This window comes from Streptomyces sp. NPDC088350 (assembly GCF_044753545.1).
Taxonomy (GTDB): Bacteria; Actinomycetota; Actinomycetes; order Streptomycetales; family Streptomycetaceae; genus Streptomyces.
The window spans coordinates 230,979-247,374 of the sequence record NZ_JBIVNL010000012.1; the positions used below are offsets into that span (position 1 = coordinate 230,979).

Genomic DNA, 16,396 nt, shown 5'->3' on the forward strand with positions numbered 1-16,396 from the left:
CGCGTAGGTCTCCACCGCTTCCAGCCGTTCCCGTCTCGACGGGTTCACCATCACCCGACCCGCCACGGTCACTTCAGCGGTCGGGGCTGCTCACTTCACATCGACGTAGTCGGTCCAACCGGTCGTGGCCCGGGTGAGGTTCGTACCGGCGAAGTCGTAGCGGTACGCGCCGTCCGCCGTCGCTTTCACGGTGGCCGTGGCCCAGCCGTTCCGGTCGGTCTTGATCTTCTTCAGTGTGACGAAGGGGCCGCTCGTGCCCTTGCGGTACTGGAGGAGCACCTGGTGCCCGATGAGGGGCACGTTCTTGTGCTTCTCCCAGCTGGCGACGGTCATCTGGGCCTTGACCGTGAGGTTCTTGCCTTTCTTCACCACCGATACCATCACCCTTTTCAACCGATACCATCACCCTTTTCATTCGGGCATGACACTTTCGGGCATGACACTCATGACACTCATGACACTCATGACGCCGTGGATGCGGGAGAGGGTGAAAACGCGCTCGGCCTCCCGCAGGTGGCACCAGGCTTCCAGGTAGGGCGGGTCGAGTTCGAGCCGGCTGAGGGTACGCACAGTCTGCTGGCCCGAGGTGGCGACGTATTCGACGGTGATGGGCTGACCGACATCGATGGCATACGCGAGCTGGCGGATGTCGCTGTACGGCAGGCGCTTCGCCCACCCCGCGACGATCTCTTCGGTGTCCGTGGCGAAGGGAAGTCCCCCGTCGAACGGCGCGGGTTCGGGAATCGTGAGCGGGGCGGTCAGCAGCTGGTTCGCCAAGGCGTTCGGGTCGACGGCGGCGGGTGCCGTCGCGCGCGTGGCGGCGACAGCGATGCGGCCGCTGTCCCGCGTGCTGGTGCCGCGTGGAGTGGGAACGCGAGCGGAGGCGGCCCGCTGCGGCCGGGCTTTCTCGATGCGCACCGTGCCCTCGGCCGTCTCGGCGACAGGGGCGTATCCCTCGGCCCGGAGCGCGGCGAGGGTCGTGTCGATCGGGCTGCGGCTGATGAGCACTGTCGGCGCCAGCTGCCGCAGTCCGAGCCCGGCGAGCCCTCGGTGGGCGGCGAGTTCGGCCAGGAGCACGGGCTCGTCGCCGTGGATGACGCAGGCGGCAGGGGCGATGCGCACACGTCCGTGGCCGCGCGCGGTGTCGGCGATCAGATACGACAACGGCTGTGGCAGGGGCCCGCCGGCGACAGCGGCCAGGTCGGCTGTGATGTCCTCGGGGATGCGGCCGGCATCCAGAGCCCGGCGGATGCCGCCGGCGCTGAACCGCCACACCGACGCCGTGCCGCTGGTCTCTCGATCGGCGACGGAATCCAGGAGCGCGGTCAGTCGCGCGGACGGCGTGCCGGTGACGACGGCGGTGAGGTCGGCGCCGATCCGGGCCACTGCCGTGGCCGAGGGGACCAGTCGCTGGCACTCGATGCTCAGCCCCTCCGTGTCGCCGGTCCGCAGGTGGATGCCGAGAGCGGACAGGGCGCCACGCGCGAGTACCCCGAGGAGTTCGGCCTCACGGATCACGGCGGCGAACGGCGTTCCGTCCTGAGGTGACGAGTGGGCGAGGGGGCGGTGCCAGGCGATCAGCGGCCCCAGCTCCGCGGCGACTCGCGCGCCCTGCCCTGCCGGGAGCTGTGCCGCCGCGGCCAACAGCCCGAGGCGGGCCTGCGCACAACCGCCGCAGGGAGGTGCCCCGGCGACGGCGGGGAGCGCTCTGTTGTCCTCGTCCCGTGCCTGGGTGGGGGTGAGCGGCAGGTTCTGCCACGCCTGGAGCAGCACCGCGAACTGTTCCGGGGGTTCCTGTTCCGCCCAGGCGTCGTACGCCTCGGTGGGGGCCACCCGGTCGCCGTCCCGGCCCAGTAGCCCAGCGGCGTACGAGGTCTCCAGGGTGATGCGCACGACAGCGTCGTCGGCCTGGGCCGCCTTGCCGATCCGGGCCAGTTCCCGCGCACCCACCCCACCGGACTTCAACCGGGCCGGTGGGGTTGCCGAGCAGGCCGCCAGGACCGAGGCGGCATGGGCTACGAAGGCCGTGGCCGCGGCCGATGCTTCACGATCGGTCTCCGTCGGGGTGACAGATGCCGGCCGGGGGCACGGTGGGACGGGCTCGAACGGGGCGTGCCAGCCGGGCCCGCGCAGCGCGAGTGCCACCTCGGCGGGCATACGCGCCGGGCCGTATCGGTGCCGGTCGTGGATCAGGAACCCCCGGTCCAGTGCCCAGCGCGCGCCCGGTTCGAGCTCGGGCCCAGGAAACCCGGACACGACGAACTGCGGTTGCCTCGCCGAGGTCCGCGCCAGGCGGTCGAGCAGTTTCCGGGCGGTCTCGGGGGCCTTTGCGACCACGGAGGCGATCTGCTCCGGGTCGCTGTGGTGCTCCACCAGGGCGGCCAGTCGCTGCGGCTTGGCGCCCGGCGGCTTGAGGCCCAGTGTCACCAGCATGCCGCGCAGTTCGTCGGAGGTCGTGCCCGCGAGCAGTTCCTCCAGCGGAGCATCCAGCCCCAGGGGTGTGTCCCATGCCTGCCGCAGCGGTCCGGTCATACGGGGCTGCCCCGCGCCGTCCGGCCAGACCAGAGCGTGATCGGCCAGCGCCTCCAGTACGGCGTCCAGTTCGCGGGTGGTCGCGTCGTCCACAACTCCCAGCAGTTTCACCAGAGCATCGCGCGATGCGTGGACTCCCAGCGCCGCCAGCGCCTCGGCGACCTGGAGGTGCGGCAACGGGAGCCGCGGCAGGACCAGCGCCACCGATCCCGGGCGCTGAAGCCGATCCGCCAGTTCCCCCAACGAACGCGGCTCCGGGGGCGACGCAGCGTCCTGCCGTGCCCCGAGCACGCGTGCCAGACGCGAGCCGTCGAGGCTGCCGAGCCATGTCGCCAGCGTGGATCGGGACTTCATGCGACGTGCACCTCGTCAGACCAGGGAGCTTCGTAGCGGGGCCGAATCAAGGATGGCGTATCTCCGTGATCCGCGGGTGCCGCATGGGGCAAGTTCCCCCTTGGCGGGCATCGGCGGCTTGTGGGCCGTCTCCATTGCGGCGCGAGAGGGCCGACGGATCGGCTGAATGTCTGAAATGGAAGCTTATAAATGCAACCAAAACTGAGACCAGGCACGACGAAGGGCCCCACCGCGAACGGTGGGGCCCTTCGACATCGTGCCCGGTGAGGCACTGGCGGAGGATACGAGATTCGAACTCGTGAGGGGTTGCCCCCAACACGCTTTCCAAGCGTGCGCCCTAGGCCTCTAGGCGAATCCTCCGCCGCAAACAATACAAGACGTTGAGGAGTGCTCGCGAACTCGTTCCCCCCGCTCAGATCCTGTAGCCTGTGCGGAGCCCCTCACGCGGCGCTATCTGACTGAACTCCCCCAGGGCCGGAAGGCAGCAAGGGTAGGTTGGCTCTGGCGGGTGCGTGGGGGGCGCTTGCGTTCCCGGTGCGAAGGGCGGGGACTCGTTGCCGCGCGAAGAGCCGGACTCATCGGCGGACCCGGTTGTCAGTGGGCGCCTATAACCTCGTACGCGTGTCGTCTCTCGCGCTGTACCGCCGTTATCGCCCGGAGTCGTTCGCCGAGGTCATCGGGCAGGAACATGTCACCGACCCGTTGCAGCAGGCGCTGCGCAACAACCGGGTCAATCACGCGTACCTGTTCAGCGGGCCGCGAGGCTGCGGCAAGACCACGAGCGCGCGCATCCTGGCCCGCTGTCTGAACTGCGAGAAGGGCCCCACCCCGACCCCCTGCGGCGAGTGCCTGTCCTGCACGGACCTCGCGCGCAACGGCCCCGGTTCCATCGACGTCATCGAGATCGACGCCGCGTCGCACGGTGGTGTGGACGACGCCCGTGAGCTGCGCGAGAAGGCGTTCTTCGGGCCCGCGAGCAGCCGGTACAAGATCTACATCATCGACGAGGCCCACATGGTCACGCCGGCCGGCTTCAACGCGCTGCTCAAGGTCGTCGAGGAGCCGCCGGAGCACCTCAAGTTCATCTTCGCGACCACCGAGCCCGAGAAGGTCATCGGGACGATCCGGTCGCGGACCCATCACTACCCCTTCCGACTCGTGCCGCCCAGCACCCTGCGCGACTATCTGGGCCAGGTGTGCGGGCAGGAGAACATCCCCGTCGAGGACGGCGTGCTGCCCCTCGTCGTGCGCGCCGGCGCCGGTTCCGTGCGTGACTCCATGTCCGTCATGGACCAGTTGCTCGCGGGGGCGAGCACCGACGGTGTGACATACGCCATGGCGACCTCGCTGCTCGGTTACACCGACGCCTCGCTCCTCGACTCCGTCATCGAGGCCTTCGCCACCGGTGACGGCGCCGCCGCCTTCGAAGTCGTCGACCGCATCATCGAGGGCGGCAACGACCCGCGCCGCTTCGTCGCCGACCTGCTGGAGCGCCTCCGCGACCTGGTGATCCTCGCCGCCGTCCCGGACGCCCTCGACAAGGGCCTCATCGACGCCCCGACCGACGTACTGGAACGCATGCAGGCCCAGGCCGGCACCTTCGGCGCCGCCGAACTCAGCCGCGCCGCCGACCTCGTCAACACCGGCCTGACCGAGATGCGCGGCACCACCTCCCCCCGCCTCCAACTGGAGCTGATCTGCGCGCGCGTCATGCTCCCCGCCGCCTACGGCGACGAACAGTCGGTCATGGCCCGCCTGGACCGACTCGAGCGAGGCGTCAACTTCTCGGGCGGCGGCGGCGCGCCCGCCATGGGCTACGTCCCCGGACCCGACGCCCATCCCCAAGCCCGACCGCAGCCCCATCCCCAGGCCCAGGCCCAGGCCTACGGTGGCGGCGCCCCCGCCCCCGTACCGCCGGGCGGCGGTGCCGCCGCCGCGCGGGCAGCCGTACGAGGCCCAGGCGCCCCCGGCACCACCCCGCCCCCCGCCCCCGGTGCCCCCTTCGCCGGTACGACACCGGCCGCCCCCACCTCCACCCCCGCGACGCCGCCGGAGCAGGCACCCGCCCCCGCACCCGCCGCCTACTCCCAGCCGACCCAGGCACAACCCCCTGCCCCCGCCCCCACCCCCGGCGCCGGCGCCTGGCCCACCACCACAGCCGCAGGCAGCGGTCGCCGCCCCGGCGGCTGGCCCACGGCAGCCCCGGCGGGCGGCGGACAGCCCTCGTCCCCACCGGTACAGGCACCGTCACCCACGCCCGCGCCCACGCCCCAAGCCGCAGCCTCCGCCCAAGCCGTCACCCCGCCCCCCGCCGGCGGCCTCGACCCCCGCATGCTCTGGCCGAACATCCTGGACGTGGTGAAGAACCGCCGCCGCTTCACCTGGATCCTGCTCAGCCAGAACGCGCAGGTCACCGGTTTCGACGGCACGACCCTCCAGATCGGCTTCGTCAACGCCGGCGCGCGCGACAACTTCAACAGCAGCGGCAGCGAGGACGTACTGAAGCAGGCGCTGGCCGAGCAGTTCAACGTCCAGTGGAAGATCGAGGCGGTCGTCGACCCGTCGGGCGGCGGCACCCCGCCCCCGCAGCCGGGCGGCGGCTCGTACGGCGGTGGTGGCGGCGGCTTCGGCGGCGCCGCACCCGGTGGCTACGGCGGCCCCGGCCCCGTTACGCCCGCACCCCACCAACCGTCTCCCCAGCCCGCACCCACCTTCACCCCCCCGCCCCCGCCCACGAACACGCAGTCGGCACCGGCCCCCACCCAGTCCCAACCCCCTGCCGCCCCCTCCCCGGCACCGGCCCCCCGCACCGTGTCCGCCGAGGACGACACCCCCGAGGACGACGACCCCGACCTCGACGAGTCGGCCCTCTCCGGCCATGAACTGATCGTGCGGGAGCTGGGAGCGACGGTGATGGAGGAGTTCACGAACGAGTAGGCGCCGACCACTCCACCACCCCCGGCACAGACCGCGCGCCCCCGCGCCCCCGACCGACCCCACCCCGATGCCCCAGGGGCGCGAGGAACTGCGCGACCAGCCCCCGCACACCCGCACCCCGCAAACAACCCGCACCCCCCACCCCCGCCCCGCCCGCAACCCCGCTCCCGCCCCCGGCCAACCCTCACCCCAACCCCCACCCCGACCCACCCCACCCCCACCGTGTCCTAGGCTGACCCCCGTGAAGGTCCTCGTCATCGGTACCGGTGCCCGCGAACACGCCCTCTGCCGTTCCCTGTCCCTAGACCCCGACGTCACCGCGCTGCACTGCGCCCCCGGCAACGCCGGCATCGCCGAGGTGGCCGAGCTGCACCAGGTCGACCCCCTCGACGGCGCGGCTGTCACCACGCTGGCGACAGCGCTCGGTGCCGAGCTGGTCGTGGTCGGTCCGGAGGCACCCCTCGTCGCCGGGGTCGCCGACGCCGTGCGCGAGGCGGGCATCCCGGTCTTCGGCCCCTCCGGGGAGGCCGCGCAGCTGGAGGGCTCCAAGGCCTTCGCCAAGGAAGTGATGGCGGCGGCCGGTGTCCCCACTGCCCGCTCCTACGTCTGTACGACCCCGGAAGAGGTCGACGAGGCTCTCGACGCCTTCGGCGCGCCGTACGTCGTGAAGGACGACGGACTGGCCGCCGGCAAGGGTGTCGTGGTGACCGACGATCTCGACGCGGCGAAGGCGCACGCCAACGCCTGTGAGCGGGTCGTCATCGAGGAGTTCCTCGACGGCCCCGAGGTGTCGCTCTTCGCGATCACCGACGGCGTCACCGTCGTCCCGCTCCAGCCCGCGCAGGACTTCAAGCGCGCGCTCGACGGCGACGAGGGCCCGAACACCGGCGGCATGGGCGCGTACTCCCCGCTGCCGTGGGCCGACCCGAAGCTGGTGGACGAGGTCATGCAGACCGTCCTCCAGCCGACCGTGGACGAGATGCGGCGCCGCGGCACCCCCTTCTCCGGCCTTCTCTACGCCGGTCTGGCGATCACGAGCCGCGGGGTACGGGTGATCGAGTTCAACGCCCGTTTCGGCGACCCGGAGACCCAGGTGGTCCTGGCCCGCCTGAAGACCCCGCTGGCCGGCGTCCTGCTCGCCTCCGCGAACGGCACCCTCGACGACCTGGCCCCCCTGCGCTGGAGCGAGGACGCGGCGGTCACCGTCGTCATCGCCTCGCACAACTACCCGGACACCCCGCGCACCGGCGACCCGATCACCGGCCTCGACGAGGTCGCGGCGCAGGACGCCCCGCACGCGTACGTGCTGCACGCCGGGACCAGGCACGACGGCGACGCGGTCGTCAGCGCGGGCGGCCGGGTCCTCTCCGTCACGGCGACCGGCGAGGACCTCACCCAGGCCCGCGAGCGCGCGTACGCGGCCGTGGCCCGGGTCCGCCTCGACGGCTCCCAGCACCGCACGGACATCGCGGCGAAGGCGGCGGCGGGCGAGTAACCCCGCCGGGCCCGGCTCGGCACCGGCGGACGGCCACACTCCCCGGCCACACGCCCCGACACCACGCCCCGGCACCTCCCGACACTCCCCGGCACCACCCCGCATCGCCCGCCACCGGCGGGAAAAAAATCCCGATATCACCCCGATATCACCCCTATACCACCGCACTCCGATGAACCCCGCAGGCCCCGATCCCGTCTCAGGATTCGGGGCCTGAACCTTGCCCTCACCCTTGCCCTCCGTCATCCAGCTTTCCCCTGAGCCATTCCATCGAGTGACCGATGCCCCATCCGGCTGACGGGGGCCGGGGCCCCAACTATGGTGCGGCGCAAGCGTTCCGGCACTTGGCCCACCGGCATTGCGATGTCAGTGGCGAGTGCCACAGTGGGGGAGTGAGCAACGCCAGCAGAGCGGGACAGCACGGAGGGGGCGAGGTCCGGTCGTGACCGGTATGGGTGTGGGTGTGGAGGCGGGCGCGCAGGCGGCGCGTTCCCGGGCCTTGGCCGTGCTGCGGATCCGCAGCCGGGCGCTGGCCGTCGCCCTGTTGCCCGCCGCCGTCGCGGTGATCCTGCTCGCCGGCGGTTCCACCGGCCATCTCATGGGCCGGGGCTGGGACCTCTCCCGCTGGATCATGGGCGTGGCCGCGGTCGTCGTGCTGCTCGCGGCCGGCGCCATCGCGCTGGTCGTCGCGCGGGCCCGCCCGGCCGTGAGTCCCACGGTCGCGATCGCCGAGGAGTCGGCCCCCGACCTGTACCGCCTGGTGCGCGACCTGGCCGACCGCCTCGACGTCCCCGCGCCGTCCGCGATAGCGCTCACCCCGGACTGCGACAGCTGGCTGGAGGACCGCACCCACCCGGCCCACGGCCCGCCCCCGCAGGAGAACCGCGACGAGATCACCGGCGTCCGGAGCCTCACCCCGGCGCGTTCGCGTCGTACGGCCGCCTCGCCCGTCCTGGTGATCGGCTCGCCGTTCCTGTGGTGGATGCGGGTCGGTGAGCTGCGCGCGGTGCTCGCCCCGGTCGTCGCCGGTACGGGACCCTCCGCGCACCCGGACATAGCCGCGGCCCGCCGTTTCGTACGGGGCCTGGACGCGGCGGTGGCCGTGACCTCGGCACCCCGCGGTCCGCTGTACCGCGTGGCGCTCGCCGGTGTCGGCTGGGTCGCCCGGCTGCTGCTGCGCAGTTGCCGGGGGCACGCGGCCGAGATGGAGCGGGGTGTGGCCGCCGCTGCCGCCGAGCGCGCACAGGCTGTGGACTACGGCCTGCGGATCGTCGCGCAGGAACAGGTGGGCCTGGCGTACGCGGGCTGGGACCGGCTGCTCACCCGGGTCGCGCTGCCCGCGTGGCGGATGGGCCGCTGGCCGTCCCGGCTGGACGCGGGCGTCGTGGCGGCGCTCACGGAGCTGTCCCGCCGCGACCGCCTGGCCGAGGGCTTCGCCTCCCGGCTCGGTGAGCGCCCCGCCTGCGACCTGCTCGAAGAGCCCGGCACGATCGACGAGGCGACCTCACTCCTCGCCGCCCGTCTCTTCCACGGCGGCCCCGCCGAGGCCGGCCCCGACTGGGCGCCGGTGGACTGGCAGGAGTACCCGGAGGAGGTCGTCGACCGCAAGTGGCGCACGGACGCGGCCCGCCTCCACCGAGTCCTGGACACCCTCGGCGTCCGCCGCGCCCCCGACGCCACGGCCACCCCCCACCACGACGCCCCGACCCTGGCGCGAGTGGTGGACCACCTGACAGACCCGACGGCGGAGGGCCGCCACGCGGAGACGCACGGCACCGACGACGGCACCGACGGCGGCTCCGACGACGGCTCCGGGATCGACGCAACCGCCGCTTCCCTGACCGCTGTTGACCCGGACGAGGCCGCCGCAGACGACGCCACCGACCCCCTCACCCCGCACGACCCCACCCCGCACGACCCGGCCCTGCACGACCTCACCCCGCACGACCCGGCCCTGCACGACCTCACCCCGCACGACTCGGCCCTGCACGACCCCACCCCGCACGACCCGGCCCCGCACGACCCCACCACCCACAGCCCCGCCCCCTCCCACAGCCCTACCCCTACCCCTACCCCTACCCCTACCCCTACCCCCACCCCCGAGCCCTACAAAGCGATGGCCGCCGACGACGACGAAGAACTCGGCGAAAGCGGCTCCCCGCACAGCGCGGCCCTCGCCGCAGGCCTCACCGCCGAGTTGGCGCGGGAGGAAGCGGCCACCCCGCCGATCAGTTCGGCCCCGCCGGGACAGGGCCCTGACACCGCGCTCTGGGACGACGGCTCGCTGCCCCTCTTCCCGCTCCAACCACCCCGTACCGGACGGGAGTTGCTCGCCGATCACGTCACGGCGATGGTGTGCTGCGCCGCGATGGACACGGCCGGTGCGACCCCCGGGCTCGACTGGCTGGACGGTCCGACCCTGCTCGTCAACGGCGAGAGGGCGGCCGATCTCACCCCGAGGGTGCTCAGCCTCGTGGAGGACGGCGACCCGGCGCCTCTGCGGGCGTGGCTGATCGACCTGGGCATACGCCCGGAGAAGCCGGTCCGGCTCGTCTGATCCCTCCCCGCCCTGACGGAATCTGTGCTTCCACTTTTGGTCAATTGGCGACGACCAGTGACAGGGTGCGTGCTTAATGTGATGTGCTGGGGCCGATCCCGCACGCCGCTCGGTTCCCGGCAAAGGCATCCGGCCTACGGCACGCGGCATACGACAGCTGCACGCGGCATACGACAGCTGAACGAAGGAACCACCGCGGGGGCACGAGGGAGGGGAGCGACCATGGGGCCGGAGCAGATCCGCCGCTGGGAGTCGGGAGCGCTGGCGCACGCCGTGACGGACCCCTTCGGGCAGGGCCCCGTCCCCTGGCTCCGGGGCAGCGAGACCTACTTCGACGACACCGGCCACGTCGTCCCCTGGTACGTGGACCCGGCCCCCGCGCACACCCCCGCCCGCACCCCCGGCAGAAACGCCCCCAAGCTCCCCGCCCCGCGCGCGTCCGGGGGCGGCGCCCCCCGCTCCGCCGACGACGTCCACCGTCAGATCAAGGGTTTCACCTCGGCCGGCGCGGTCGCCCCGGGCGAGGCACTCGACTTTCACGTCACGGTCGACCCGCCCCAGGAGTTCGGCGTCGACATCTACCGCATCGGCCACTACGGCGGTGACGGCGCCGCCAAGATCACCACCAGCCCCCGCCTCTCCGGCATCGTCCAGCCCCCGCCGCTCACCGCCGACCGCACGGTCTCCTGCCACCACTGGTGGCTGTCCTGGCGGCTGCAGGTCCCGAGCTACTGGAGCATCGGCGCCTACGTCGCCGTCCTGACCACCGCCGACGGCTACCGCTCGCACATCCCCTTCACGGTCCGCGACAACCACCCCGCCGACCTGCTCCTCCTCCTGCCCGACATCACCTGGCAGGCCTACAACCTCTACCCCGAGGACGGCCACACCGGCGCGAGCCTCTACCACGCCTGGGACAGCGACGGCCGGCTGCTCGGCGAGTCCGAGGCCGCGACGACGGTCTCCTTCGACCGCCCGTACGCGGGCGCGGGCCTCCCCCTCCACGTGGGCCACGCCTACGACTTCATCCGCTGGGCCGAGCGCTACGGCTACGACCTCGCCTACGCCGACGCCCGCGATCTGCACTCCGGCCGCGTCGACCCCACCCGTTACCGGGGGTTGGTCTTCCCGGGCCACGACGAGTACTGGTCGACGTCCATGCGCCGTACCGTCGAACGTGCCCGCGACACCGGCACGTCCCTCGTCTTCCTCTCCGCCAACACCATGTACTGGCAAGTGGAGTTGGGGCCGTCCCCGTCCGGTGTCCCCGACCGCCTGCTCAGCTGCCGCAAGCGCCGGGGTCCGGGCAGGCCGGTGCTGTGGCGCGAAGTCGACCGCCCCGAGCAGCAGTTGGTCGGCATCCAGTACGCGGGCCGGGTGCCCGAGCCGTACCCCCTGATCGTCCGCAACGCCGACCACTGGCTGTGGGAGGCGACCGGCGCCGGCGAGGGCGACGGCATCGAGGGCCTGGTCGCGGGCGAGGCGGACCGGTACTTCCCGCGCACCCCACTCCCCGCGCACGAGGAGCGCATCCTGCTCGCCCACTCCCCCTACGCGGACGGCGAGGGCGCCCTCCGCCACCAGGAGACCTCCCTGTACCGCGCGCCGTCCGGCGCCCTCGTCTTCGCCTCCGGCACCTTCGCCTGGTCACCGGCCCTGGACCGCCCCGGCCACGTCGACGCACGTGTCCAGCGCGCCACGGCCAACCTCCTGGACCGCATCTGCAAGCACGACTAACCCCGCGACGGGACGTCGGCCGCGCATACGGGACAATCGAGCCAGTTGGAGAGACCCACTGGAGGAACCGTGTCCGGATTCGTAGAAAAGCCCGAGCCGCTCCAGGTTCCGGGCCTGACGCACCTCCACACCGGCAAGGTGCGCGAGCTGTACCAGAACGGGGCGGGCGACCTCGTGATGGTCGCCAGCGACCGCATCTCCGCCTACGACTGGGTGCTGCCCACCGAGATCCCCGACAAGGGCCGCGTCCTCACCCAGCTCTCCCTCTGGTGGTTCGACCAGCTCGCCGACCTGATCCCGAACCACGTCCTCGGCACCGACCTCCCGCCCGGCGCCCCCGCCGACTGGGAGGGCCGCACCCTCGTCTGCAAGTCGCTCCGGATGGTCCCGGTGGAGTGCGTGGCCCGCGGCTACCTCACCGGCTCCGGCCTGGTCGAGTACAACGAGTCCCGCACGGTCTGCGGCCTCGCCCTCCCCGAGGGCCTGGTCGACGGCAGTGAACTCCCCGCCCCGATCTTCACCCCGGCCACCAAGGCGGCTGTGGGGGAGCACGACGAGAACGTGTCGTACGAGGAGGTCGCCCGCCAGGTCGGCGCCGACACCGCCGCCCAGCTGCGCCAGGCGACCCTCGCCGTCTACGGCCGGGCCCGGGACATCGCCCGCGACCGGGGCATCGTCCTCGCGGACACCAAGTTCGAGTTCGGCTTCGACGGCGAGACACTGATCGCCGCCGACGAGGTCCTCACCCCGGACTCCTCCCGGTTCTGGCCGGCCGAGGAGTGGGAGCCGGGCCGCGCGCAGCCGTCGTACGACAAGCAGTTCGTGCGCGACTGGCTGACCGGGCCGGAGTCCGGGTGGGACCGCAAGAGCGAGCAGCCGCCACCGGCACTCCCGCAGCAGGTCGTGGACGCGACCCGCGCGAAGTACATCGAGGCGTATGAGCGCCTGACGGGCCTGAGCTGGAGTTAGTCGCACGAAAAGACCCCGGTCCAGTGGACCGGGGTCTTCTTGTTGAGCGGACGACCAGGTTCGAACTGGCGACCTCAACCTTGGCAAGGTTGCGCTCTACCAACTGAGCTACGTCCGCGCTGCGCCGTGGCGCGAGAGCAACTATACCCAACCTCGCTCGCGTGCGAGACGCACTGCCGTGTGACGGTTCTCGGCACCGAGTTTCGAGACGGCCGAGGAGAGGTAGTTCCGTACGGTCCCCTGGGACAGCGCGGCCCGTTCGGCGATCTCCGCGACGGGCGCTCCGTCGGCCGCCAGCTCCAGCACCTCGGCCTCGCGGGCGGTGAGCGGCGAGTCCCCGGCGGAGATCGCGTCGGCGGCCAACTCGGGGTCGATGTAACGGTTTCCGGCGTGCACCGTGCGGATGATCTCCGCGAGCCGTTGCGCGCTGACCGTCTTCGGCACGAACCCGCGCACCCCCGCAGCGAGCGCCCGTTTCAGATGCCCCGGCCGGCCGTGCCCGGTCACGATCAGCACCCGGCAGCCGGGCAGTTCGGCCCGCAGCGATGTGGCGACCTTCACACCGTCCGCCCCCGGCATCTGAAGATCCAGTACCGCCACATCCGGCTCGTGCGCCCGTGCCATGGCCAGCGCCTCGGGCCCGGTCGCCGCCTGGGCCACCACCACGAGGTCGTCCTCAAGACCGAGCAGCGCGGCGAGCGCACCCCGGATGAGGTGCTCGTCGTCGGCGAGGAGAAGTCGTACGACGGGGGCGGTCACGCGACGACCTCCGTCACGTACGGCAGCGGCACGGTCGCCACCACCCGGAACCGGTCGCCGTCCACCGAGCCCGCCTCCAGCGCCCCACCCACCGCGCTCAGCCGCTCCCGAAGCCCGACGAGCCCGGATCCGCCCTTGCCGCCGCTGCCCTCGCCGGTGTCTGCGCCGCGGCCACCGCCGACGGAGTCACGGCCACCAGTGTCCCCGGCCGCCCTCTCGGCCCCGTCGTTCTCCACCGTCAGCACCACATGTCCCTCCGCCACCCGCACCCCCACCGCGCACCGCCCCGCGTCCCCGTGCCGCAGCACATTGGTCGTCGCCTCGCGCACCACCCACCCGAGCGCCGACTGCACCTCGACCGGCAGCCCGGCCGCGTCCCCGGTCACCTCGCACGCGATGCCCGCGGCGGCCAACACGCTCTGCGCACCGGCCAGTTCGAGCCGGAGATCGGCCTCACGATAACCCCGTACGACATCCCGCACCTCCCGCTGCGACTCCCGCGCGATCCGCTGCACCTCGATCATCTGCTCCACGGCCTCGGGCCGTCCGCGCCGCGCGAGCTGCACCGCGAGTTCGCTCTTCAGGGCGATCACCGACAGGTTGCGGCCCATCACGTCGTGCAGGTCGCGGCCGAACCGCAGCCGTTCCTCGGCGACGGCGAGGCGGGCGCGGGTCTCGCGGGCCTCGTCGAGTTCGTAGACGGCGTCGAGGAGCCAGACGGAGAAGACGGCGGTGAAGGCGAGACCACCGCTGGCGATGAGCACGATGGGCGCGGTGACGAGCGCGGCCGGGGCGGCCACACCGAGCGCGAGCTGCAGGACCAGCGTGCCGCCCACCACGCCCGCCACCACCGCGAGGACCTGCCGCAGGCCGCGGACCCCGAGCGTGAGCGTGCCGGTGCCGAAACTCAGCACGCCCACCAAGAGCGTGGTCGCGGCGGCCTGCACCTGGTTGTCGTCGGGACTCCGCTCCCCGAGGACGAGCGCGACGACGGCGATCAGCGTGGTCACCACCCCGAGGAACCACAGCAGCCGCACGGGCTGTGCCCGCCGGCCACGCGTCCAGTCGAGTGCCCGGGAGGCGGTGGCGGAACAGAGCAGCGCGTGCGCGCTCACGAGCACCGCAAGCCGGCCCGCGACACCTGCCCCGACCTGCGAGAACAGCGGCAGCCCGACCGCCGCGACCTCGACCACCGCGAAGAAGTGGAAGGACCACCGGGTGTACGCCTCGACCTTCCCGGGCGTGCTCTTCCGCCCCCACCAGCCGCGCGAGCCACCAGGTGTCCGCATGTCGTCGTGCTCCCCGTACTCCTCGTACCTCAGCGCCGCGGTTCCCAGCGGAACCACCGCCGTACAGCAAACACCGCGAGGACGGTCCAGGCCAGCGCGGTCAGGACGGCGCCCAGGGCGTCGTAGCCGGACAGGTCGCCGTTCCAGCCGCCGCTGATCAGCCGGATCGCGGGGGAGAGGGGGAGGAACTGGCAGACGTCGGCGACCCGGTCGGACAGGAGCTGGAGCGGGACGATGATCCCGGATCCCATCATGGACACCAGCACCACCGGCAGCGCGGTCACCTGCGCGCTCTCCGCCGTCCTGGTCACACTCGCCGTGAGGACGGCCAGCGCGGCGGACAGGAAAAGCCCGAACAGCAGCCCCAGGACGACGAGTTGGGGCATCGCGGGCGCCCCGGCGTCGAGCAGCAGCACACAGGCCACGGCCAGCAGCAGCGACTGGACGAACCCGAGGCACACCGACGGGAGCGCGGTGCCGGCGAGGATCTCGGAGTCACCGAGTTCCCCGGTGCGCAGCCGCTTGAGGACGAGTTCCTCCCGGCGTGCGACGAACGCGCCGACGAGGGACGAGTACACGGCGAAGAGCAGCGAGAACCCGATAGAGGCGGTGAGCATCACCGAGCCGACGCTCAGCCCCTCCCCCTTGAGATCCATCTGGTCGACGGCCGGCCGCACGCTGAACGGCAGCGCCAGCGGCACGAGCAACGCCGTGACCACGGCGCTCCGGTTCCGCCCGAGCAGGCTCAGCTCGGCCCGCCCCAGCGCCCGCAGCCGCCGTACCGGAGTAGTCGTAGCAGCCCTCGTCGTAGTCGCCACGGCACTCATACGGCCACCTCCTGCTCCCGCGCGATCCCCAGAAACGCCTCCTCCAGCGAGGCCGACCGCACTTCGAGCCGCCGCAGCTCGATCCGTGCCCGCTCGGCCCACACGAGCAGTGCGGTCGCCGCCCGCTGCAACTCGTGCGTCTGAAGCCGTACGGCCCTCCCGGCCACCTCGTGTCCGACGACCCCCAGTTCGGCGAGCGGCGGCAGGTCCCCCACGAAATAGCCCGAGGGCAGTTCGAAGGAGATCCGCGACGGTTGCCCCGCTGTGACCTCGGCCGGTGTCCCGGTGACCGCGATCCGCCCCTCGCGCATGATCGCGAGCCGGTCGGCGAGCCCCTCCGCCTCCTCCAGGTAGTGCGTGGTCAGCAGCACGGTGGTCCCGCCGTCCCGCAGCGCCCGCACCAACTCCCAGGTGTCCTGGCGCCCTTCGGCGTCAAGACCGGTCGTCGGCTCGTCCAGGAACAGCACCTCGGGCTCCCCCAGCAGCGCGAGCGCGAGGTCGAGCCGCCGCCGTTCACCCCCGGACAACTGCTTCACCCGTACGTCCGCCCGCCGGGCGAGTCCGACCAGCGCGAGCGCCTCCGCCTCGGGCCGGGCCCCGCTCGTGCAGCCGGCCCACATCCGCGCGGTCTCGGCGACGGTCAGCTCGGACGGGAACCCGCCCTCCTGCAACATCACCCCGGTGCGCGGCCGTACGGCGGCCCGCTCGGCGTAGGGATCGTGGCCGAGGACGCGCACCCGCCCGCCGGACGGTGACGCGAGCCCCTCCAGGAGTTCGACCGTGGATGTCTTGCCCGCCCCGTTGGTGCCCAGGAGCGCGAAGACCTCCCCGCGCCGCACGGAGAAGGTGATCCCCCGCACGGCCTCGAACCCGCCCCCGTACACACGGCGTAGGTCAGTGACCTCAATCACGTGTTCGTGTTCGTTGGTGTCCATGACTT

The 16,396-nt window shown here is 72.4% G+C and carries 11 protein-coding genes, 2 tRNA genes and 1 other RNA gene; 6 read left to right on the forward strand and 8 right to left on the reverse strand.

The genetic code is table 11. The annotated features are described in order from the left end of the window. Nucleotides 1-90 precede the first annotated feature (90 nt). The 3 genes from ACIQBL_RS37040 to ACIQBL_RS37050 all read right to left on the reverse strand — a co-directional run bounded on the left by ACIQBL_RS37040 (nucleotide 91) and on the right by ACIQBL_RS37050 (nucleotide 3,246). The gene (locus ACIQBL_RS37040) at nucleotides 91-369 is read right to left on the reverse strand and encodes a hypothetical protein (RefSeq protein ID WP_401950186.1); all 279 of its coding nucleotides are present in this window, start codon (nucleotides 367-369) and stop codon (nucleotides 91-93) included. A gap of 42 nt (nucleotides 370-411) precedes the next feature. Next, entirely contained in the window at nucleotides 412-2,886 is a 2,475-nt protein-coding gene (locus ACIQBL_RS37045) for a helicase-associated domain-containing protein (protein WP_401950189.1), read from the reverse strand. Between the two features lie 272 nt (nucleotides 2,887-3,158). Continuing rightward, nucleotides 3,159-3,246 (reverse strand) — tRNA-Ser (locus ACIQBL_RS37050). Between the two features lie 71 nt (nucleotides 3,247-3,317). On the opposite strand from ACIQBL_RS37050, the gene ffs reads away from it, so the two are divergent. From ffs to ACIQBL_RS37080, 6 genes are all read left to right on the forward strand, one after another. Further along, nucleotides 3,318-3,416: signal recognition particle sRNA small type (gene ffs / locus ACIQBL_RS37055), an RNA gene on the forward strand. A gap of 91 nt (nucleotides 3,417-3,507) precedes the next feature. Continuing rightward, nucleotides 3,508-5,823, forward strand: a complete 2,316-nt coding sequence (locus tag ACIQBL_RS37060; protein ID WP_401950192.1) for a DNA polymerase III subunit gamma and tau — start codon at nucleotides 3,508-3,510, stop codon at nucleotides 5,821-5,823. A gap of 241 nt (nucleotides 5,824-6,064) precedes the next feature. After that, nucleotides 6,065-7,318: a phosphoribosylamine--glycine ligase gene (gene purD / locus ACIQBL_RS37065; RefSeq protein ID WP_401950195.1), complete on the forward strand. Its 1,254-nt coding sequence runs from the start codon at nucleotides 6,065-6,067 to the stop codon at nucleotides 7,316-7,318. Nucleotides 7,319-7,769: 451 nt separating this feature from the next. Then, nucleotides 7,770-9,875, forward strand: a complete 2,106-nt coding sequence (locus ACIQBL_RS37070) for a hypothetical protein (RefSeq protein ID WP_401950405.1) — start codon at nucleotides 7,770-7,772, stop codon at nucleotides 9,873-9,875. Nucleotides 9,876-10,097: 222 nt separating this feature from the next. Next, nucleotides 10,098-11,612, forward strand: coding sequence for a N,N-dimethylformamidase beta subunit family domain-containing protein (locus ACIQBL_RS37075; RefSeq protein ID WP_401950197.1), 1,515 nt, complete (start codon nucleotides 10,098-10,100; stop codon nucleotides 11,610-11,612). 69 nt (nucleotides 11,613-11,681) lie between these two features. Next, nucleotides 11,682-12,581 carry a phosphoribosylaminoimidazolesuccinocarboxamide synthase gene (locus ACIQBL_RS37080; RefSeq protein WP_401950200.1) on the forward strand — a complete coding sequence of 300 codons (900 nt, stop codon included), beginning with the start codon at nucleotides 11,682-11,684 and terminating at the stop codon, nucleotides 12,579-12,581. A 45-nt stretch (nucleotides 12,582-12,626) separates the two neighbouring features. Here ACIQBL_RS37080 and ACIQBL_RS37085 read toward each other — a convergent pair. The 5 genes from ACIQBL_RS37085 to ACIQBL_RS37105 form a co-directional block, all read right to left on the reverse strand. Then, nucleotides 12,627-12,699, reverse strand: a tRNA-Gly gene (locus ACIQBL_RS37085). 23 nt (nucleotides 12,700-12,722) lie between these two features. Next, nucleotides 12,723-13,340, reverse strand: a complete 618-nt coding sequence (locus tag ACIQBL_RS37090; RefSeq protein WP_401950202.1) for a response regulator — start codon at nucleotides 13,338-13,340, stop codon at nucleotides 12,723-12,725. Further along, a complete protein-coding gene (locus tag ACIQBL_RS37095) occupies nucleotides 13,337-14,677 on the reverse strand; it encodes a sensor histidine kinase (RefSeq protein ID WP_401950407.1) in 1,341 nt (446 codons plus the stop codon). The genes ACIQBL_RS37090 and ACIQBL_RS37095 overlap by 4 nt, the downstream gene beginning before the upstream one ends. After that, entirely contained in the window at nucleotides 14,659-15,456 is a 798-nt protein-coding gene (locus ACIQBL_RS37100; RefSeq protein ID WP_401950205.1) for an ABC transporter permease, read from the reverse strand. Before ACIQBL_RS37100 ends, ACIQBL_RS37095 begins: the two co-directional genes overlap by 19 nt. Then, on the reverse strand, nucleotides 15,453-16,391 hold the full coding sequence (locus ACIQBL_RS37105; RefSeq protein WP_401950208.1) for an ABC transporter ATP-binding protein: 939 nt from the start codon (nucleotides 16,389-16,391) through the stop codon (nucleotides 15,453-15,455). The genes ACIQBL_RS37100 and ACIQBL_RS37105 overlap by 4 nt, the downstream gene beginning before the upstream one ends. Nucleotides 16,392-16,396: the final 5 nt, after the last annotated feature.

Excerpts from the sequence above, each read along its gene's own strand:
- ACIQBL_RS37045 (WP_401950189.1), bottom strand. The coding sequence starts at position 2,886 with ATGAAGTCCCGATCCACGCTGGCGACATGGCTCGGCAGCCTCGACGGC.
- ACIQBL_RS37070 (WP_401950405.1), top strand. The coding sequence starts at position 7,770 with ATGGGTGTGGGTGTGGAGGCGGGCGCGCAGGCGGCGCGTTCCCGGGCC.
- ACIQBL_RS37075 (WP_401950197.1), top strand. The coding sequence starts at position 10,098 with ATGGGGCCGGAGCAGATCCGCCGCTGGGAGTCGGGAGCGCTGGCGCAC.
- ACIQBL_RS37100 (WP_401950205.1), bottom strand. The coding sequence starts at position 15,456 with ATGAGTGCCGTGGCGACTACGACGAGGGCTGCTACGACTACTCCGGTA.
- ACIQBL_RS37105 (WP_401950208.1), bottom strand. The coding sequence starts at position 16,391 with ATGGACACCAACGAACACGAACACGTGATTGAGGTCACTGACCTACGC.